General features: G+C 67.2%; 17 protein-coding genes and 1 pseudogene. 8 read left to right on the top strand and 10 right to left on the bottom strand.

Going from position 1 to position 19,132, the window contains the following annotated elements; translation table 11 throughout:
• Positions 1–274: 274 nt before the first annotated feature.
• Genes ADBZ5N_RS09760 through ADBZ5N_RS09745 form a run of 4 tightly spaced genes read right to left on the bottom strand, consistent with a single transcriptional unit; the run spans position 275 to position 5,392 of the window.
• Positions 275–1,921, bottom strand: coding sequence for an ABC transporter ATP-binding protein (locus ADBZ5N_RS09760; RefSeq protein ID WP_526257291.1), 1,647 nt, complete (start codon positions 1,919–1,921; stop codon positions 275–277).
• A gap of 28 nt (positions 1,922–1,949) precedes the next feature.
• Positions 1,950–2,834, bottom strand: coding sequence for an ABC transporter permease (locus ADBZ5N_RS09755; protein ID WP_526257289.1), 885 nt, complete (start codon positions 2,832–2,834; stop codon positions 1,950–1,952).
• A complete protein-coding gene (locus ADBZ5N_RS09750) occupies positions 2,827–3,750 on the bottom strand; it encodes an ABC transporter permease (RefSeq protein ID WP_526257288.1) in 924 nt (307 codons plus the stop codon). The genes ADBZ5N_RS09755 and ADBZ5N_RS09750 overlap by 8 nt, the downstream gene beginning before the upstream one ends.
• Before the next feature lie 4 nt (positions 3,751–3,754).
• Positions 3,755–5,392, bottom strand: coding sequence for a peptide ABC transporter substrate-binding protein (locus ADBZ5N_RS09745; RefSeq protein WP_526257287.1), 1,638 nt, complete (start codon positions 5,390–5,392; stop codon positions 3,755–3,757).
• A gap of 547 nt (positions 5,393–5,939) precedes the next feature.
• On the opposite strand from ADBZ5N_RS09745, the gene ADBZ5N_RS09740 reads away from it, so the two are divergent.
• Together ADBZ5N_RS09740 and ADBZ5N_RS09735 are read left to right on the top strand one after the other, a co-directional pair.
• Complete coding sequence (locus ADBZ5N_RS09740) at positions 5,940–6,779, top strand: nitroreductase family protein (protein ID WP_526257286.1); 840 nt, start codon at positions 5,940–5,942, stop codon at positions 6,777–6,779.
• Between the two features lie 15 nt (positions 6,780–6,794).
• On the top strand, positions 6,795–8,480 hold the full coding sequence (locus ADBZ5N_RS09735) for a GMC family oxidoreductase (RefSeq protein WP_526257285.1): 1,686 nt from the start codon (positions 6,795–6,797) through the stop codon (positions 8,478–8,480).
• Between the two features lie 94 nt (positions 8,481–8,574).
• On the opposite strand, the gene ADBZ5N_RS09730 is transcribed toward ADBZ5N_RS09735, so the two are convergent.
• Complete coding sequence (locus ADBZ5N_RS09730; RefSeq protein ID WP_526257284.1) at positions 8,575–9,633, bottom strand: cupin domain-containing protein; 1,059 nt, start codon at positions 9,631–9,633, stop codon at positions 8,575–8,577.
• Between the two features lie 17 nt (positions 9,634–9,650).
• Between ADBZ5N_RS09730 and ADBZ5N_RS09725 the strand changes: the two genes are divergently transcribed.
• From ADBZ5N_RS09725 to ADBZ5N_RS09705, 5 genes are all read left to right on the top strand, one after another.
• The gene (locus ADBZ5N_RS09725) at positions 9,651–10,256 is read left to right on the top strand and encodes a TetR/AcrR family transcriptional regulator (protein ID WP_526257290.1); all 606 of its coding nucleotides are present in this window, start codon (positions 9,651–9,653) and stop codon (positions 10,254–10,256) included.
• Between the two features lie 37 nt (positions 10,257–10,293).
• Positions 10,294–10,737, top strand: coding sequence for an MmpS family transport accessory protein (locus tag ADBZ5N_RS09720; RefSeq protein WP_526257283.1), 444 nt, complete (start codon positions 10,294–10,296; stop codon positions 10,735–10,737).
• 10 nt (positions 10,738–10,747) lie between these two features.
• Complete coding sequence (locus ADBZ5N_RS09715) at positions 10,748–13,660, top strand: MMPL/RND family transporter (protein ID WP_526257282.1); 2,913 nt, start codon at positions 10,748–10,750, stop codon at positions 13,658–13,660.
• An 88-nt stretch (positions 13,661–13,748) separates the two neighbouring features.
• Complete coding sequence (locus ADBZ5N_RS09710; protein ID WP_526257281.1) at positions 13,749–14,459, top strand: hypothetical protein; 711 nt, start codon at positions 13,749–13,751, stop codon at positions 14,457–14,459.
• 175 nt (positions 14,460–14,634) lie between these two features.
• A complete protein-coding gene (locus ADBZ5N_RS09705) occupies positions 14,635–14,808 on the top strand; it encodes a hypothetical protein (RefSeq protein ID WP_526257280.1) in 174 nt (57 codons plus the stop codon).
• A gap of 47 nt (positions 14,809–14,855) precedes the next feature.
• Here the strand turns inward: ADBZ5N_RS09705 and ADBZ5N_RS09700 are convergent, their stop codons facing one another.
• The 5 genes and pseudogenes from ADBZ5N_RS09700 to ADBZ5N_RS09680 all read right to left on the bottom strand — a co-directional run bounded on the left by ADBZ5N_RS09700 (position 14,856) and on the right by ADBZ5N_RS09680 (position 17,890).
• Entirely contained in the window at positions 14,856–15,401 is a 546-nt protein-coding gene (locus tag ADBZ5N_RS09700) for an NADPH-dependent FMN reductase (protein ID WP_526257279.1), read from the bottom strand.
• Between the two features lie 101 nt (positions 15,402–15,502).
• A pseudogene (gene arsB, locus ADBZ5N_RS09695) lies at positions 15,503–16,570 on the bottom strand (ACR3 family arsenite efflux transporter); the annotation flags it as partial.
• Positions 16,567–17,022, bottom strand: coding sequence for an ArsI/CadI family heavy metal resistance metalloenzyme (locus ADBZ5N_RS09690; RefSeq protein WP_526257278.1), 456 nt, complete (start codon positions 17,020–17,022; stop codon positions 16,567–16,569). The gene ADBZ5N_RS09690 and the pseudogene arsB, both read right to left, overlap by 4 nt.
• 44 nt (positions 17,023–17,066) lie before the next feature.
• Positions 17,067–17,483, bottom strand: coding sequence for an arsenate reductase ArsC (locus ADBZ5N_RS09685; RefSeq protein WP_526257277.1), 417 nt, complete (start codon positions 17,481–17,483; stop codon positions 17,067–17,069).
• Positions 17,480–17,890 carry an ArsR/SmtB family transcription factor gene (locus ADBZ5N_RS09680; protein ID WP_526257276.1) on the bottom strand — a complete coding sequence of 137 codons (411 nt, stop codon included), beginning with the start codon at positions 17,888–17,890 and terminating at the stop codon, positions 17,480–17,482. The genes ADBZ5N_RS09685 and ADBZ5N_RS09680 overlap by 4 nt, the downstream gene beginning before the upstream one ends.
• Before the next feature lie 107 nt (positions 17,891–17,997).
• Here ADBZ5N_RS09680 and ADBZ5N_RS09675 point away from each other — a divergent pair.
• On the top strand, positions 17,998–19,132 hold a 1,135-nt coding region (locus ADBZ5N_RS09675), incomplete at its 3' end, for an adenylate/guanylate cyclase domain-containing protein (protein WP_526257275.1).

The raw sequence follows: 19,132 nt of genomic DNA, 5'->3' as shown, positions 1-19,132 counted from the left end.
GGTCAGTGACGGGGTGCGTCGTCTCGGCGACCGACCGTCATGAAACCCGGCAACAACAACGGCCATGCCGCGGCGAGTGTGCTCCGGGCCGCTAGGGGTCCGGTGTGCCCATCGGGATCAGTGGCTACTCTTTGACGCTGCGGTCGAAATCGCCCACGACGTTCAGATCCGGCCCGATAACCCATGAGTCCGGGGTCGGATTCCAAACAGGGTGTCCTGCCGAGACGATGAGCGCCCTGCAACGGGAGGTTGAGACGTGCCGCGAAGCCCCCTATCAACCGGCGGCCTGGGCCAGCCGCAGCTGCCGACGGCGGGCCTGTTCAGCCGGGTCGGGCACCGGCACCGAGGCGATCAGCCGGGCGGTGTAGCTCTGGGTCGGGCGATTGAGCACCGCCTCGGCGGGCCCGGACTCGACCAGCCGGCCGGACTGCATGACCGCGATCCGGTCGGAGAGTTCCTCGATGACGGCCAGGTCATGGCTGATGAACAGACAGGCGAAGCCGTGCTCGGCCTGCAGGCTGCGAAGCAGCGCGAGCACCCGGGCCTGCACTGAGACGTCCAGCGCCGATGTTGGTTCGTCGGCGATCACCAGCGCGGGGTTCAGAGCGAGCGCACGCGCGATACCGACCCGCTGGCGCTGCCCGCCGGAGAGCTGGTGCGGGTAGCGGTTTCGCAGCGCGCGGTCCAGCTGAACCTGGTCGAGCAGTTCATCGACGCGCGCCGAGCGCTGCGCCGCCGACATCGGTGTGTGCAGCGCCAGTGGCTCGGCGATCGCCTGCCCGATCGGCCAGCGCGGATCCAGCGACGAGCCGGGATCCTGGAACACCACCCCAACCCGCTTGCGGGGTTCGCGCAATCGGCGCTGGGACAGTCCGGTGATGTCGATGCCTGCCAGCGCCACCGACCCCGAGGTCAGCTTGACCAGCCCGACGGCGGCCTTGCCCAGCGTCGACTTGCCCGAACCGGACTCACCGACCAGACCTACGACCTCCCCGGCGGCGACGTCGAGGCTCACCGCGTCGACGGCCCGGAAGGTCTTCTGACGGCCGGAGGTGAACTCGATGGTGGCTTCCCGCAGCGACAGCGCCAGCGGGGCGGGTGCCGGTTCGGGTGCCGGTTCGGGCTGGGACACCTGCAGACGGCCGGCTCCCAGGTGCGGTACGGCAGCCAGCAGTGAGCGGGTGTAGGGATGGGTCGGGTTGGCGAAAAGTGTTTCAGCAGAGGCTGATTCGACGACCTCGCCGTCCTTCATCACCATGATGCGGTCAGCCAGGTCGGCCACCACGCCCATATCGTGGGTGATCAGCAGGATCGCGGCGTCGACCCGGGTACGCAGATCGCGGATCAGGTCGAGGATCTCGCCCTGCACGGTGACGTCCAGTGCGGTGGTGGGTTCGTCGGCGATCAGCAGCGCCGGGTCGCACGCCAGCGCCTGGGCGATCATCGCGCGCTGGCGTTGCCCGCCGGAAAGCTGATGCGGGTAGTAGTCGATCCGGGCGGCCGGGTCGGGCATGTCGACCAGTTCGAGCAGTTCCACCACCCGGGCCCGCGCTTGCTCCTTGGTGACGTCGCGGTGCATCCGGATCGCCTCGGTGATCTGCCAGCCGATGGTGTAAACGGGATTGAATGCCGTCATCGGCTCCTGGAACACCACCCCGACCCGCCCGCCCCGCACCTCGGTCAGCGTCTGCTCGTCGGAGTTGGCCAGTTCCTCGCCCGCCAGCCGGATGCTGCCTGCCATTCGGGAGTTGTCGGCCAGCAGGCCCGGAATCGCCATCGCCAGAGTCGATTTACCCGACCCCGACTCGCCGACCAGGGCAAGGATCTCGCCCTTCTCCAGGGTCAGATCGACGTCGCGGACCGCGGCCGACCACGCGTTGTTCACGGTGAACTCGATGGTCAATCCGCGGATGGCCAGCAGCGACCCGGCTGTGTTCTCGTCCACGCCGTCACCGCCGCTTCGGGTCGAGGGCGTCGCGCATGGTGTCGCCCAGCAGGATGAACCCCAGCACCGTGATGGACAGGAACAATGCGGGGAAGAACAACAGATGCGGGGACGTGCCGATCAACGACTGGGCGACGTTGATCTGCAGACCCCAGGAGATCTCCGGGGCCTGCAGGCCGATGCCCAGGTAGGTCAGCGCGGCTTCGGCGGAGATGAAGGTGCCAACCGCGATGGTGGCGTAGATCAGCACCGGGGCAAGGGCGTTGGGCAGGATGTGGCGCACCAGGATCCGCAGCGTGGGCGCCCCGAGCGCCTGGGCGGCCAGTACATAGTCCGAACCGCGGATGGACACCACCGAGGAGCGCACCAGTCTCATCGCCGTCATCCAGCCGAACGCCACCAGCGCCAGCGACACCGTCCACACCGACCGCTGCGCGGAGACCGTCAGCAGGATCAGCGCACCCAAAAACAACGGGATGCCGAAGAACACGTCGGTGACCCGGGCCAGAACCGAGTCGATCCAGCCGCCGAAGTAGCCGGCCGGCGCCCCGACCAGCACCCCGATGATGAGCACCCCGATCACCGTCAGCACCCCGATGGACACCGAGGTCCGCGCGCCGTGGACCACGTTGGCGTAGTAGTCGCAGCCCTGCAGGTCGACGCCGAACCAGTGCGCGGCACTGGGCGCCTGCCGGGACAGCGACAGATCGCAGTCGGTGGGGTCGATGCCGCGGGCGAACAGCGCCGGGAACAGCGCCATCGTCACCATCACCACCATGATCGCGCACCCGATCAAGAACAGCGGGTTGGTGCGCAGGTAGCGCCACGCGTCGCGCCACACACTGGACTGCTCCAGTGCCGGCACACTCACCTCGGTCGTCTCACTCATAGCGGATCCTCGGATCGGCCACCGCGCACAGCACGTCGGCGAGCAGGTTGAAGAAGATGTAGAAGAACACCATCATCGTGACGATGCCGACCACCACCGGCCCCTGCTGGGAGCGCACCGCGTCGAAGATGGCCCGTCCCAGGCCCGGCAGGTTGAACACCGACTCGGTGACGATCGCACCGCCGAGCAGCGCACCGATGTCCGCGCCGATGAACGTGATCACCGGAATCAGGCTGTTGCGGAACGCATGTCGCAGCACGATGCGGGTTCGGCCGACCCCTTTGGCCCTGGCGGTGCGGATGTAGTCGGCCGAGAACGCCTCCAGCATCGCGGTTCTGGTCAGCCGCGCCACGTACGCCATCGACAGCGCGGCCAGCACCAGGCCGGGCAGCAGGTAGCTGATCCATCCGTCGGCGACTCCGGCGATGGGCAGCCAGCGCAGCTTGAACCCGAAGGCGTACTGCGCGAGGAAACCCAGCACGAACACCGGGATCGACACCAGCACGGTGGTGGAGACCAGCACCAGATTGTCGAAGAAGGAGTTGCGGCGCAGCGCGGCCAGGATGCCCGCGGCGATGCCCAGGATGGCCTCGAACACCACCGCGACGACGGTCAGTTTGACCGTCACCGGCAGGCGCTGGGAGATCGTCTCCAGCACTGGGCGCCCGGAGAAGTCGGTCCCGAAGTCCCCGTGTAGCAGGCCCCACAGGTACTTGCCGTACTGGACGATGAACGGGTCGTCGAGGTTGAAGTTCGCCCGGATCTGCGCCTGTACCGCGGGGCTCAGCGGACGGTCACCGGCCAGGGCGCGCACCGGGTCACCGGGCAGCGCGTAGACCATCGCATAGATCAGCAGCGAGGCGCCGATGAGGATCGGAATGGTCAGCAGCAGGCGCCGGATCACGTAGCGGGTCAACGGATCACACCTCGTCACCGTTGACGACGACGTCGGCCAGGACGACCTCGCCGACGATGTCGTAGCGCACCCCGGAGACCCGTTTGGTCCAGACCACCTGGTCGAGGCCGTGGAAGAGCGGCGCGGCCGGCAGATCCGCCACCAGCACGTCCTCGGCCTTCTCGTAGGCGATGCTGGCGGCCTCGATGCTCGGTGCCCGGTCGCCGGCGTCAAGTGCGTCGTCGAAGGCCGGGTTGCTGTAGAAGGTGGTGTTGGAGCCGGCCGGGGCCAGGGCGGCGGTGGCGAACTGCGGGGCCAGGAAGTTTTCGATCGAGGGGTAGTCCATCACCCAAGCCAGCCGGAACGGCCCGGTCATCTCCTTGGCGTCACGCTTGGACAGGAACTCGTTGAACTGCAGGTTGCCGCGCAGCTTGTAGGTCAGGCCGAGCTTGCGGAACATGTTGCCCACCGCGGTCATCCAGCCGTCGTGCCCGGCGCCGGCGTTGAACCAGATCTCGACCGGGGCGGTGGTGTCGAACCCGGCCTCGGCGAGCAGCGTCTTGGCCTCCTCGGGGCGGTATTCGCACCACTGCCCGCACGCACCGGCCCGGTAGCCGACGACGGTGGGCGGGGCGAAGGAGTCCGCCGGCACCCGAGTGCCCAGGAAGATCGCGTTGACGATCGCCTCCCGGTCGATGGCCATCGACAGCGCTCGGCGCACCCGGACGTCGGAGTAGCGCTGGTCGTACAACGGGAAGGCCAGGCTGGTGATATCCGCGCTGGACTGCTCGCGATAACGGTCGCCGAAGACGTCGGGGGCGGTGGCGTAGGCGTCCGGCGGCAGGCCCTTGAGGACGTCGAGATTGCCGGCCAGCACGTCGGTGTAGGCGGTGGAGACCTCGGTGTACATCCGCATCACGACGCCGCGGGACTTGGCTTTGTTCTTCCCGCCGTAATTGTCATAGCGGCTCAACGTCATTCCCCGGCCCGGTACCCATTCGGTGTCGGCGCGGAACGGACCGTTGCCGACCGGCTTCTTGCCGTAGGCCACCGGGTCGGCGTAGAACGCCTCGGGCAGCGGGTTGAAGGCGCTGTAGCCCAGCGTCAGCGGGTAGATGGCGAATGGCGCGGACAGGCTGACCTTGATGGTGGTTGCATCGGGCGCGGACAGGCCGCTCATGGCGATGGCCGTCGGCTCGCTGCCCTCGTCGGCCTGCAGGGCGTCATAACCCCGGACGTTGGAGAAGAAGTACGACGCGCCCTGGGCGTTACTGCTCAGCGCGGTGTAGTTCCAGGCCCGTACATAGGACTGCGCCGTGACCGGTGTGCCGTCGTGAAAAGTCCAGCCGCTCTTGAGCTTGATGGTCCAGTTGACGTTGTCGCGCGAGGTGACCGACTCGGCGGCGCCGTCGTAGGTGACGGTGCGGGAGCGCTCGTCGAAGGTGACCAGTGGGGTCCACACCGCGTTGACGATCTTTCCGCCCTCGGTCTCGGTCGTGTTTCCTGGCACCAGGGGCCGTTGCGGCTCGCCGAGATAGACACTGAACATGCCCGGTGGGGTCGACGGAGCCGTCGAGCATCCGGTCAGGGTTGTCAGCATCAGTGCGACCACGCACAGCACGGCCGTGACGGTGCGTCGGTGCAGTGTCGTTGTGCCCGGCAAGCCGTCCTCCTGTCAGCAGGGGTCAACGATGGCACAAATGGCGGCAGGACGCGCATCGAATGACGTCAGTGCATCGGCACCGCGTCGACGGGGTCGGCAGCGTCATTCACACTGTGATGTCACCGATGGTGTCGCATTTCCGCAACATCGTGCCGAGGCCCAGCGGGCGCCGGGGGCGACGATCAGTTGGTGCGCTTAGGGGTTCAGCCGCTCGACGACGGCGGCCACGATCCGACCGTCGCCAGCGGCAGAAGCGCTACGGCGTATGCCATTTGGGGTGAGGTGCCGACGGCGTGCGAGATGTTCGATATCAACGCTCGTGGGCGGCTGGAAGGTCACGCGCGGCAGCGCCGTCGGCCTTCGTTGACCGAGCGACATCGAAGGAGAATCTGGCCGGACTGATGATCGAGGCGGTCATCGGCACGACCCTTGTCCTCGGCTGAGGCCTACCCAACAAGCGCCTGTCCTTCGGGTACGGCGTGCACTTCTGCCTCGGCGACCCACTGGCCCGGCCGGTGCAATAATCAATGAGGACGCAACGACGGAGGTGAGACCGCTGGCGATCCCGTTCCCGGACCGGGCGACGCTGCGCAGCGTGCTCGACGTCGCCTCCCGCGCGCCGTCGTCGGGCAATCTGCAACCCTGGCGGTGGCAGGTCGACGGTGCCGCGTTGCATCTCTACGCCGATTGGCGCCGGCAAGCCGGCGGATCTCCGACGGATCGGCGCGATGTGCTGCTGGGCTGCGGAGCTGTTCTGGACCACTGCGTCGTGGCGCTCGCCGCTGCCGGCTGGTCCCCGCGGGTGCGGCGGTTCCCCGACGGCGGCCGCGACAGCCATCTGGCGATCCTGGAGGTCGTCGAGCAGCCACCCAACGCTGCGCACCTGGAATTGGTCGATGCCATCTCGCGGCGCCGGGCCGACCAGCGCCGTTACCCGGCGCGACGGATCCCGCCCGCCACCGTGGAGACGTTGTACATTCGGGCGGCGCGGCTGGGTGTGGAACTGGCTGTCGTTCCCCGGTCCCGGTGGGTTCGGCATCAGGACGGTAGCGTCGCGCTGCGCTTCCCCGCGGTCGCCGGGGAACCCGACGACGATGCGGTTCTGTTGGTGCTCGGCACCCGCGAGGACAACGACGACATGCGATTGCGGGCCGGTGAGGCGCTCAGTCACATCACCTTGACGGCCACCGCACTGGGTCTGGCCAGCTGTCCACTCACCGATCCGTTGAACGATATGCGCAGCCGGTTGGCTTTGGCCTGCGAGGTGTTCGACGGCGAGGCGCATCCGCAGACGCTGATCAGGCTCGGAGCGCACCCCGAGAACGACGTAACCCAGTCGCAGACCCAACGCAGACCGGTAAGCGAAACCACCACGTGGACAAGCTGAGTGCTCGCGCGATCCATGGGCGCGAGACTCGAGTTCGACTTCATCATCGTGGGAGCCGGCAGCGCGGGCTGTCTGCTGGCCAATCGGCTCAGCGCCAACCCTGATCACCGTGTACTGCTGATCGAGGCCGGCGGCGACGACGACTGGTTCTGGATCAAAGTGCCGGTGGGCTACCTCTACACGATCGCCAATCCGAGAACCGACTGGTGCTTCAGCACCGAGGCCGACCCCGGTCTGGCCGGCCGCAGCATTCACTACGCGCGCGGCCGGGTGATCGGCGGCAGTTCCTCGATCAACGCGATGATCCACATGCGCGGTCAGGCCGGCGATTACGAGCTGTGGGCTCGGTCCACCGGCGACCAGCGCTGGGGCTGGGGTGGACCGGAACGCCTGGGGGAGACGCTGAGCATCTACAAAGAGTTGGAGGACTACTTCGGCGGGGCCGATGACTGGCACGGCGCCGGTGGGGAGATCCGCGTCGAGCGGCCCCGGGTGCGCTGGAAGATTCTCGACGCCTGGCAGGCCGCCGCCGCCGAGGTCGGCATCGCCCCGATCGCGGAGTTCAACCGGGGTGACAACGCCGGCAGTGCCTACTTCCACGTCAACCAGCGGCGTGGCCGGCGCTGGTCGATGGCCGACGCGTTCCTGCACCCGGTCGCACACCGGCCCAACCTCACCGTCTACACCCGGACCCAGGCGGTGAGACTCCTGCTCGACGACCAGGTCGGCGGGCATCAGCGCCGCGGCGCCTGGACCACCGCGGCGCACCGGGCCACCGGTCTGCGGCTGATCAAGGACGGCCGGACCGTCGACGTCGCCGCCCGCTGCGAGGTGATCCTGAGCGCCGGAGCGATCGGATCGCCGCATCTGATGCAGGTCTCCGGCCTCGGCCCGGCCGGCCTACTGCGCGACCATCAGGTGCCGGTGGCCGTCGACCTGCCGGGCGTGGGCGAGAACCTCCAGGATCACCTGCAGCTTCGAACGGTCTACCGGATACGCGGCGCGCGCACGGTGAACACGCTGTACCGCAACTGGTTCAGCCGGGCGGGCATGGGATTGCAGTACTTGCTGCTGCGATCGGGCCCGATGACCATGCCGCCGTCCACGCTGGGGGCGTTCGCCAAGAGCGACCCCTCTCTTGCCGGCGCCGACTTGGAGTGGCATGTGCAGCCCCTGTCGTTGCCGAAGTTCGGCGAACCCCTGCACAAGTTCGGGGCGATCACCCCCTCCGTCTGCAACCTGCGGCCCACATCGCGTGGCCATGTACGCATCGCCAGTGCGAATCCGCTTGATGCGCCCCAGATTTCGTGCAATTACCTGTCGACGGAGGCCGATCGTCGCACCGCTGTGCTCGGCCTGCGGATGACCCGCCAGATCATGGCGGCACCCGCGCTGGACCGCTATCGCCCCCAGGAGGTGCTTCCCGGCCCGGAACTGACCAGTGAGGCGGAGTTGCAGAAGGCGGCAAGCGAACTGGGTACGACGATCTTCCACCCGGTGGGCACCTGCGCGATGGGTGCCTTTGACGCGCAGGGCAATCCGAGCTCGGCCGCCACCGTGCTCGACACCGACTGCCGCGTGTACCGGGTCGCCGGGCTCCGCGTGGTCGACGCGTCGGCGATGCCCACCATCACCTCGGGAAACACCAACGCGCCGGTGATGCTCATCGCCGAGCGGGCGGCGCGGGCGATCCTCGGATAGCAGGCCGACCTGAGTTGCCAGCGGCGAACTCGACGACGCCACGCAATGCCGGGTGATCACCGGAGATCGCCGGCCCAGGAATCCCGGCCAGCGGTTACCGTTCGCCGAGGCCATGGTCGTCGACGGGGTTGGTGCGGGTCACGATGAGCGGATCGGCGTTGGTGAAGGGGAAGTCGGGGAGATCGTCGATGTGCATGTCGAAGGTCGCCGCCAGAACCTCGCGGGAGTAGGCGCTGATCGACGCCCGATAGCCGATATCGCCGGGGGTGGCCTGATCGAAGAAGATCAGGAAATGGATGTCGGGGGAGTCGACGACCTCGATGTGGTGCGGGTAGGCGCGGGGGACGAAGTAGACGTCGCCCTGTTGCAGATACCAGGTGTCGAGGGTGCCGTCGGGGTCCATCACCGTCATCCGGGCCGACCCGCGGTGCACGTAGCCCATCTCGGCGGTGATCGGATGCCAGTGCGGTTCCCGCATGCCGTCCTCGCGCACGCGTAGCGAGTACATCGACATGTCCTTCAACGCCGGCCAGAACTGCACCCGGGCAAGATGGGCCGACCCGACGGCGATGCTGATCGGCGCCGACTGCGCCTCGAGGGCGAACTTGTGCGGATCGCCGAACCGAGCGGTCGCCGGCACCTTCGGCGGGCCGGTCCGTCTGGCCAGCGGCCGATCGGTGGTGCTGCGCCGGATCTTGGCGAAGTCGGCGGCATCGAGGCCGTAGGTGTTGCCGAGCACCGCATCGGTCATCGCCCCGAACGACGCGAACAGGCCGAAGTCCTCAGGCCGTTCATGGCGAAAGGTGACGATGAACTCAGCGGGATCCTCACCGATGTTCTCGATGTGATGCAACGACCCCGAGTCGATGTGGAACATCTCGCCGGCGCCGACCACGAACGACGCGAATTGGCTGTAGGTGCCCAGCACCGACACCAGAGCAGTTCCCGATACGCAGTAGGTCAGTTCATTGGCGTTGGCATGCCAGTGCGGGGTTCGCATCGCCCCGGGGTTGATAACGACGCGTTTGATCGACAGTCCGCGCAGCAGCGGGAAGTTGTCGGCGGTGACCCGCCGAATCGAACCGAGATCAGACTCCTCCACGATTTCACCCTGGAGAAGAGATGCCGAGTGCCGGCCACCAGCCTTGGACATGATCCGACGCTACAGGGATCAGCAGGGCTCACGCTGAGGTCCGGGGCTATCGTGGCGAGGTGACCAGAACCGAGCGTGAAAGCGAGTTGCTCTCGGTCACTTTGCAACTGTTGCAGCAGCACGGTTACGAGGGCCTCACCGTCGACGAGGTTGCCGCCACCGCCCGCGCCAGCAAGGCCACCGTGTACCGGCGCTGGCCCACCAAAGCCGAACTGGTGCTGGCCGCCTTCATCGAAGGTGTCAGTGCGGACGCCGAGCCTCCCGACACCGGCAGCCTGCGCGAGGATCTGATCCGCATCGGGGACGCCGTGTGCGCGCAGTCCAAGGAGCACGCCGGCACCATGCGGGCCGTACTCGGGGAGGTCTCGCGCAACCCGGCCCTCAATGACGCCATGCAGCGGCAGTTGGTCGATCAGCGCCGGGCGATGATGAGGACGGTGCTCAAGCAGGCCGTCGATCGCGGAGAACTCGATGCCGAGGAGGCCAACCGCGAACTGTGGGATCTGCTTCCCGGTTACCTGATCTTCCGCAGCGTCATCCAGGACCGGCCTGCGACCCGGCGGACGGTCCGAGCCCTCGTCGACGACATGATCATGCCCAGCGTGAACCGGCGCGCCCGATGAAACGGTACGGTACCGTACTGCCGATGGAGGCCGACGGGTGAGGCGCGGAGGCCTGAGGTCGTTCGCCGCCCGCGGGTGGCTGGTCTGGGTGACGATCGCCGTCGTCGGGCTGGGGGCCTTCGCCGTCTACCGGTTGCAGGGGGCCTTCGGCTCGCAGAACACCGCCACCCCTGCCGGTGCCGCGGATCAGATCGTGCCGTTCGACCCCAAACGTGTCCAGCTCGAGGTGTTCGGCGATCCAGGTGCGACCGCCACGATCACCTACATCGACGTCGACTCCCGTCCGCAGCGCGTCGATGACGCGACCCTGCCGTGGACCTATGACGACTCGACGACCACCCCCGCGGTGCTGCTCAACCTGCAGGCCCAGACCAACGGCTACACCCTGGGCTGCCGGATCACCGTCGACGGGATCGTCAAGGTGGAACGCTCGATGAGCCAGCGCAGCGCCTACGTGTTCTGTCTGGACAAGTCCGGATGAGCGGGGTCCGATGAGCACCGGCCACGACGCCCCGTCGGCCTTCCCGCGCCTGATCCGGATGCTCGCGGTGCCCATCGCCATCTTCTGGCTGGCGCTGGCCGCGGCGAGCAACGCACTGGTCCCACCCCTGGAGGAGGTCGGCCGCATCCACAACGTGGCGGCGAGCGCCCCGGACTCGCCGTCGCTGATCGCGGCCAAACGGGTGGGAACGGTGTTCGGCGAGTACGACTCCGACAGCCTGGTCACCCTGGTGATCGAAGGCGATCAGCCCCTCGGCGACGAGGCGCACCGCTTCGGCGACGCGCTGGTCGAACGGATGCGGGCCGACACCGAGCACGTCCAGCACGTCCAATATTTCTGGGGCGACCCACTGACCGCGGCAGGCGCCCAGAGCAACGACGGCAAGGCCGCGCTCATCCAGGTCTACCTGACCGGGGACGCCGGCGGCAGCCAAGCCAACGAAGCTGTCGCCGCCGTCCGCTCCATCGTCGACGACACCCCGTCGCCGCCGGGGGTCAAGGCCTACGTCAGTGGCCCGGCGGCGCTGTTCGCCGACGAGTTCTCCGTCGGCGAGGGCGGCCACATCAAGGTCACCGCGCTGACCTTCGGGGTCATCGCGGTGATGCTGCTGTTCGTCTACCGATCGTTCGTCACCGCTCTGCTCACCCTGGTGGCCGTCGCGATCCAGGTGGCCGCGGCCCGCGGCGTGGTCGCCTACCTCGGCCACGTCGGCATCATCCCGCTGTCGACCTATGCGACCAACCTGCTCACGCTGCTGGCGGTGGCCGCGGCCACGGATTACGCGATCTTCCTGCTGGGCCGCTATCAGGAGGCGCGCCAAGCCGGCACTGATCGGCTGGCGGCCTACTACATCATGTACCGCAGCACCGCGCACGTGATCATCGGCTCGGGCCTGACGGTCGCCGCGGCGATCTTCTGCCTGCGCTTCACCCGGACGCCGTATTTCCAGAGCCTCGGTATCCCGGCCGGACTGGGTGTGCTGGTTGTCCTGGTGGCCTCTCTGACGCTGACGCCGGCGGTGATCACCATCGGCAGCCATCTCGGACTGTTCGACCCCAAGCGGGCGATGCGCACCCGCGGGTGGCGGCGTATCGGCACCGCCATCGTCCGCTGGCCCGGACCGGTTCTGGTGGCCACCATCGCGGTGGCGCTCATCGGCCTGCTCGCTCTGCCCGGGTACAAGACCAATTACGACGCCCGCCGGTACATGCCGGAGTGGGCGCCGGCCTCGGTCGGTTACGCGGCCGCCGAACGGCACTTCTCGGCCGCGCGGCTCAACCCGGAAGTACTGATGGTCGAGACCGACCGCGATCTGCGCACCCCGGCCAACATGATCGTGCTGGAGAAGATCGCCAAGGAGGTCTTCCGCACCCCCGGGGTGGCGATGGTGCAGTCCATCACCCGGCCGCTGGGCACCCCGCTGGACCACACCTCGCTGGGGTTCCAGATGAGCGCGCAGAGTGCCGCGCAGCTCCAGAATCTGCCGTTCCAGCAGGCCCGTGCCGAGGACCTGTTGCAGCAGGTGGATGAGATCTCGAAGTCGATCACCCTGCTGCAGCAGCAGTACTCGCTGCAGGAGCAGCAGTACACGCTCCAGGAGCAGGCCGCCGCGGCCACCGACGAGCAGGTGACGGCCTTCCGGGAGACCTCCGCGCAGATCAAGGAATTGCGCGACAAGATCGCCAACGTCGACGACTTCTTCCGCCCGATCAAGAACTACTTCTATTGGGAGCCGCACTGTTTCGACATCCCGGTCTGTGCGACGTTCCGCTCGCTGTTCGATGCCCTCGACGGTGTGGACGCACTGACCGATCAGTTCGCGCAAGTCACCGAGAGCCTGGACAGGCTCAACGCCCTGCAACCCCAACTGCTGGCGCTGATCCCCGAACAACTGGCGCTGGTCTCCGAGCAGGTCGCGATCCAGGAGCGCAACAAGGCTCTGGCCGAGACCAACTACGCCACCCAGTCCGGACTGGCGCAGCAGGCCGCCGAGGCCCTGAAGAACGCCGACGCGATGGGGCAGGCCTTCGACGAGGCCAATGACGACAGCTCCTTCTATGTGCCGCCGGAGGTGTTCGACAACTCGGAGTTCAAGCGCGGCTTGACGCTGTTCTTATCCCCGGACGGCAAGGCCGCCCGGATGATCATCACCCACGACACCGATCCGGCCACGCCCAAAGGCATCTCCCATATCGACCCGATCCGGCAGGCCGCGCAGGAGGCGCTCAAAGGCACCCCGCTGGCCGGGTCGAACATCTACATCGCCGGCACCGCGTCGTCGTTCAAGGACGCCCGCGACATCGCGAAGTACGACCTGATGATCGTCGTCATCGCCGCGGTCAGCCTCATCCTGCTGATCATGATGTTCATCACCCGCAGCGTGGTGGCCGCCCTGGTGATCGTCGGCACGGTGGTGCTCTCGCTGGGCGCCTCGTTCGGGTTGTCGGTGCTGATCTGGCAGCACCTGTTGGGCATCGAGTTGTACTGGATCGTGCTGGCGCTGGCGATCATCATCCTGCTGGCGGTGGGGTCGGACTACAACCTGCTGGTGATCGCGCGGTTCAAGGAGGAGATCGGGGCGGGCCTCAACACCGGCCTGATCCGCACGATGGCCGGCACCGGGTCGGTGGTCACCGCCGCGGGCCTGGTCTTCGCGTTCACCATGTGCGGGTTCGTCTTCGGGGATCTGATGGTGCTGGCCCAGATCGGCACCACCATCGGCGTCGGGCTGATCTTCGACACCCTGATCGTGCGGTCCTTCATGACGCCGGCGATCGCCGCGCTGTTGGGCCGCTGGTTCTGGTGGCCGCTGAAGGTCCGGCCCCGCCCCGCGTCGACCATGCTGCGGCCTTACGGGACCCGGCCGAGCGTGCGGGAGTTGCTCAACCAGAACGAGGCTTAGCTGCGGCGGGTGGTCGCCTATCTCGAATAAAGCCCGCTGATTTGGCGCTGTCGCCCACGGAGCCGACACCGAGCCATACTCTTGTCGGGTGAACATCAGCAAATTCATCGCCGATGCGCTGGTAGCACCTGCCCACCTCGGTATCGCGGCGGCCGACGCCGGACTCACCGTTGCGGGCATGGCGCTGGGTTTTGCGAAGCAGTCGCTGGGCTACCAGAGCTCGCAAACCGTCGACCCGATTACCGACATTCTCCCGCTGCGCGGCGCGATCGTCGGTGCCAACCGCGTCGCCGAGCTAACCGAGAACGACAGGGCGTTGGGGCGGATGCTGGCCCGCGGCGGCGCGGCGGACAAGTTGACCCGGGAAGGTGGGGTTGTCGACATGTTGACCGAGCCCGGTGGTCTCCTCGACCGGATCTCCTTGGACGGTAGCGCTCTCGAGCGGATGCTGGAGCCCGGCGGTCTCATTGATCGGCTGCTCGAGGAGGACGGACCACTTGAGCGGATGTTCGCCGAAGACGGCATCATCGAGCGTCTCTTCGCCGACGACGGCATCATCGACAAGCTGACGGTCAAGGACGGACCGCTCGAGCAACTCGCCGAGACCGCCGAAATCCTCAGCCGGCTCCAACCCGCGGTGGAAACGTTGACGCCCACCGCCGACACCTTGGAATCCGCCGTCGACACCCTCAACAGGATGGTGAACTCGCTCAGTGCCATTACAGACCGCTTTCCGCGGCGGCGCTCGGCGCGGTCGAACGAGATCACGCAGAACACCAGGGACGCCATCACCGAGTGAGCCGACCCTCTTCGGCTACTACGAGGCCCGGGTCTGCCAGGCCCACCGGCGCCCGGGTGTGCGCGAACTGCCCATGATTCGTACCCGATTCACTCCAATGGTCTATTTCGGGTGGTGCCTCGGTGAGTCACCGTAGTAAGAAACGGGGTGTTCTAAGGCGGGGAGGGCCAGGCACATGGCTGCATTCATCACGAAGGGCCGGACCGGCGGTCTGGACTACAAGCGCGGACGGGACGGATTCGGCGGACTCGCTCTTGTCCTGCTGATGGCCGGACCCGGTGTCGTCCTTCTCGCCACGCTGATCGCCTTCGTCTGCACCGTATTCGGGTGGAACATCCCGGGTATGTGAACGGGCTCGCCCGGTGGGTCAGACGACTCTGGTGGGCATCCCCGGACTCACGCCCGGACTTCTGCGGCCAGCGCGCCGACCGCATCACGTACGGCGCTGACCACGTCTGCGTTCTCTCGCGGGTGCTTGCCGTCCAGGGTCGTCGCCGCCAGCGAGAGTTTGATGGAGTCGACCACGCGCGGTCCGGCGATCCCCAGCGACTTGCGGGTTTCGTCGTGGGCCCAGGTGCCGCCGTACCGGCCCGCGGCGGTGCCGATGACAGCGACAGGCTTGTCCTTCAGATCGCTGGCACCCCACGGCCGGGAGAGCCAGTCGATCGCGTTCTTGACCACGGCCGGGATGGTCCCGTTGTACTCCGGGGTGACGATCAGCGCGGCGTCGGCCTGCGCCGCGGCGGCCCGCAGGGCGGCAACAGCCGCCGGCGGTGTGAGGGTGTCCAGGTCCTCGTTGTAGAACGGCACCTGGTCGAGGCCCTCGTAGAGGGTCAGCACCACACCCTCCGGGGCGGCCTCCGCGGCCAGTTCGGCGAGTTGGTGGTTGATCGATGCCGCCCGCAGGCTCCCCACCAGGGTCAAAATCGTCGTCGGCGCCACTAAGGTTGCCCCCTCGTTGTCGGAACCACACCAGACTAACCGGACTGCCGCGGCGTCGGATTCGTTGGCGCGCAGGGCGTGCGGCCGCTGAGTTCGGCTCAGGGCTGGCGGAACCGTCGGCGTAGGGCCAGTGACACATAGACCAGGCCGACGAGGACCGGCACTTCGATGAGGGGGCCGACGACGCCGGCGAGGGCTTGGCCCGACGTCGCACCGTAGGTCGCGATCGCGACGGCGATGGCCAGTTCGAAGTTGTTGCCGGCGGCGGTGAAAGCCAGTGTCGTGGTGCGCTCATAGCCGAGTCCGAGGGCAGCGCCGAGTAGATATCCGCCGCCCCACATGATCGCGAAGTAGGCCAGCAGAGGCAGGGCGATTCGGGCGACGTCGAAGGGCCGGTTGGTGATCTGATCACCCTGCAGCGCAAAGAGAATGACGATGGTGAACAGCAGGCCGTAGAGCGCCCACGGCCCGATGGCCGGCAGGAACCGTTCTTCGTACCAACCGCGGCCCTTGGCGCGCTCACCGAGGCGGCGCGAGAGATATCCGGCCAGCAGCGGGATGCCGAGGAAGATCAGCACGGATTTGGCGATCTGCCACGGCGAGGTGTCGATCGAGGTTTGGGGCAGACCCAGCCAACCGGGCAGCACCGACAGGTAGAACCAGCCGAGCGCGGCGAACATCACCACCTGGAACATCGAGTTCAGCGCGACCAGCACCGCGGCAGCTTCGCGGTCACCGCAGGCCAGGTCGTTCCAGATGATGACCATGGCGATACAGCGGGCCAGGCCGACGATGATCAGTCCGGTGCGGTATTCGGGAAGGTCCGGCAGCAGCAGCCAGGCCAGGGCGAACATCAGCGCCGGTCCAAGCACCCAGTTGAGCAGCAGGGAACTGATGAGCAGTTTGCGGTCGGCGGTGACGGCCTCGAGGCGGTCGTAGCGCACTTTGGCCAGGACCGGGTACATCATGATCAGCAGGCCCAGCGCGATGGGCAGTGAGATGCCGTCGATCTGAATCTTCTGCAGTGCGGTGTGCAGGCCGGGGATCGCCCGGCCCAGCAGTAAGCCCGCGGCCATGGCGATGCCGATCCACACCGGGAGGAACCGGTCGAGGGTGGAGAGCTTTTCCGCTACCGGGGCGTGCGGGTCGGCGGTGGGTGCAGCGGTCACGCCGGATCTCCGGCGGGGGCCTCGCTGCAGCAGGCGGTACCGGCGACAACGGCCACAGTTGCCAGACTCGTCGGGGTCCCGAAGGTTTCGGTGTCGGCGAGCTTGGTGTAGACCTCCCAGCGTTCCCCGTCCGGTGCGGTCACCCACACCTTGTCCTGGGTGGAGAAACAGCAGGTGGTGCCGATCTCCTCCTCGGTGAACAGGCCCGCTTCGGTGAGCCGGGCGATCTCAGCGTGGACCTGGTCACTGGAGGTGACCTCGACGCCGAGGTGGTTCAGGGTGCCGCCCTGGCCGGGGTTCTCCAGCAGTACCAGTTTCAGCGGTGGCTCGGTGATGGCGAAGTTGGCGTACCCGGGCTTGACCTTGGCCGGGGTGGTGTTGAACAGCGCGGAGTAGAACGCGATGGCCGCATCGAGGTCATCGACGTTGAGGGCCAATTGAATCCGGGACACGATGATTCCTCCTGGTGCTGGGGGTTGTGGTCAGGGGGTTGCGGTCAGCGGGGTGCGGTGTCGGGCAGCAGTTCGGCGATGAGGTCTTCGACGCGGGCTTTGATCTGGTCGCGGATCGGACGCACCGACTCCACGCCCTTGCCGGCAGGGTCCTCAAGCACCCAGTCGCGGTAACTCTTGCCGGGGAAATACGGGCAGGCATCGCCGCAGCCCATCGTGATGACGACATCGGAGGACTGCACCGCGTCGGTGGTGAGGATTTTCGGGTTCTGGGTGGAGATATCGATGCCGACCTCGGCCATGGCCGCCACCGCGGCGGGATTGACCGCATCGGCGGGGGCGCTACCGGCCGAGCGGACTTCGATGGCGTCTGCGGCCAGAGCGGAGAGGAAACCTGCCGCCATCTGCGAGCGCCCGGCGTTGTGGACGCAGACGAACAGCACCGAGGGTTTGTCGCTCATCGACAGGTCCTTTCACCAGGGGGCGTGGCTACGGCGGTCGGCAGGTCAGGCGCGTGGCGAAATTCGGCGCCGGGGGCCAGAACCGCGGAGAGTTGTTGGAGCGCTGCCGGAATCACCTGGTAGTAGACCCAGGTTCCGCGGCGCTCACAGTCCAGCAGACCGGCTTCGCGCAGTGTCTTGAGGTGATGGGAGATCGTCGGCTGGGACAACTCGAAGGCCGGGGTGATGTCGCAGACGCAGCACTGGCCGCCGGCATGGCTGGCGATAAGGCTCAGGATGCGCAGCCGGACCGGATCGCCGAGGGCCTTGAACATCCGCGCCAGTTCAGCCGCCCAATCGGAGCCCAACGGGTGATCGGCCAGCGGAGGACAGCACGTCAGGTCTTCGGATCGCCGATCAATCGACACACATCTATATTGATGGAAATCGATGCAAGCCGTCAACTGCCCCGCCACGGTACGGTGCGTGTGCGTCGTCCCCGGACGGGTGCCGGCGGGAAGTCGGAGGATTCACAGTGGCCGATCCGGTGCGCAATCCGGCAGATGTTGTGGTGCGAGCCATCGAGCGCGGGTTGGCAGGGGTTACCGAGTTGGCTCGCCTCGGCAGCGACATCCTGCTGGCGACACTTCTTGCACGCCTGGGTAGGACGAGCCCCGGCGACGAGGCAACCGATGCGGAGCGCGACGACCACGAGCGCGACGACGCTGAGCCCGGTACCGTCGCCGCGCAGGAACTTGCGCCGGGCGAGTTGATTGCCCGCGGTCTGCTGGTGGGCGAGGGCCGGTATACCCGGCTCGAGGCTGCAGAACTTGCGGGGGTCACCCTCGATGGCGCGCGACGGCTCTGGCGGGCGCTGGGATTCCCCGAGGCCGACGACGACCAGCGGGTGTTCACCAGCGCCGATGTGACGGCCCTCAGGCAGGCATCGGCGCTCGTCAGTGCCGACATCGTCGACGGTGATGCGCTGGTGGAACTGGCCCGTCCGCTGGGCAACCTGATGTCCCGCCTGGCCGCAGCCCAGACGAATTTCATCACCGAAGTCCTAGGTTCGCGGATTGCATCGGGTCTTGATGTCGATGATCCACAGATGCCCCAGCTTCTGGCTGCCCACGCTCTGACGGCCACCGGCGAACTGTTGCCGGTGCTCGAACTCACCACCCTCCACGCGTGGCGGAGGCATTTGGCCGCGGAATTGGGACGAGCACTGATTCCGAACGCACTCGGCCTTGGTGCCGATACGGAACCCCGACCGGCAACAGTGGGCTTCGTCGACATCACCGGGTACACGCGGCTGTCCCGCAACGTCGACCTCACCGAACTGGCGGGATTGCTCGACCGATTCGAATCGGCCGTCCTCGACGTGGTGGTCGAACACGGCGGCCGGGTCATCAAGAACCTCGGAGACGAAATCCTTTTCGTGATCGAGGACCCGGTTGCAGCCGCGGAGGCCGCGCTGCAACTGCTGGACGTCTTCGCCGCCGACGACACCCTGCCACCCGTGCACGCCGGCCTTGCGTTCGGCAAAGTGTTGTACCGCGGCGGAGACGTCTACGGCCCGGTGGTCAATGTCGCGGCCCGACTGTCGAGCCTCGCCCCCAAGGAGACCATCCGGATCGACCAGGCGATGGCTGCCGAGATCAGGGGTGTCA

It is taken from the genome of Mycobacterium sp. (assembly GCF_044370595.1).
GTDB lineage: Bacteria > Actinomycetota > Actinomycetes > Mycobacteriales > Mycobacteriaceae > Mycobacterium.
The sequence above is the reverse complement of the archived record's forward strand: the minus strand, read 5'-3'. Positions and strand labels throughout refer to the sequence as shown.

Bases quoted from the DNA above. Each gene is read 5' to 3' on its own strand.
- ADBZ5N_RS09735 (WP_526257285.1), top strand. From the start codon at position 6,795: ATGGGCGCGAGACTCGAGTTCGACTTCATCATCGTGGGAGCCGGCAGC.
- ADBZ5N_RS09685 (WP_526257277.1), bottom strand. From the start codon at position 17,483: ATGAGCGACAAACCCTCGGTGCTGTTCGTCTGCGTCCACAACGCCGGG.
- ADBZ5N_RS09705 (WP_526257280.1), top strand. From the start codon at position 14,635: ATGGCTGCATTCATCACGAAGGGCCGGACCGGCGGTCTGGACTACAAG.
- ADBZ5N_RS09730 (WP_526257284.1), bottom strand. From the start codon at position 9,633: ATGTCCAAGGCTGGTGGCCGGCACTCGGCATCTCTTCTCCAGGGTGAA.
- ADBZ5N_RS09715 (WP_526257282.1), top strand. From the start codon at position 10,748: ATGAGCACCGGCCACGACGCCCCGTCGGCCTTCCCGCGCCTGATCCGG.
- ADBZ5N_RS09755 (WP_526257289.1), bottom strand. From the start codon at position 2,834: ATGAGTGAGACGACCGAGGTGAGTGTGCCGGCACTGGAGCAGTCCAGT.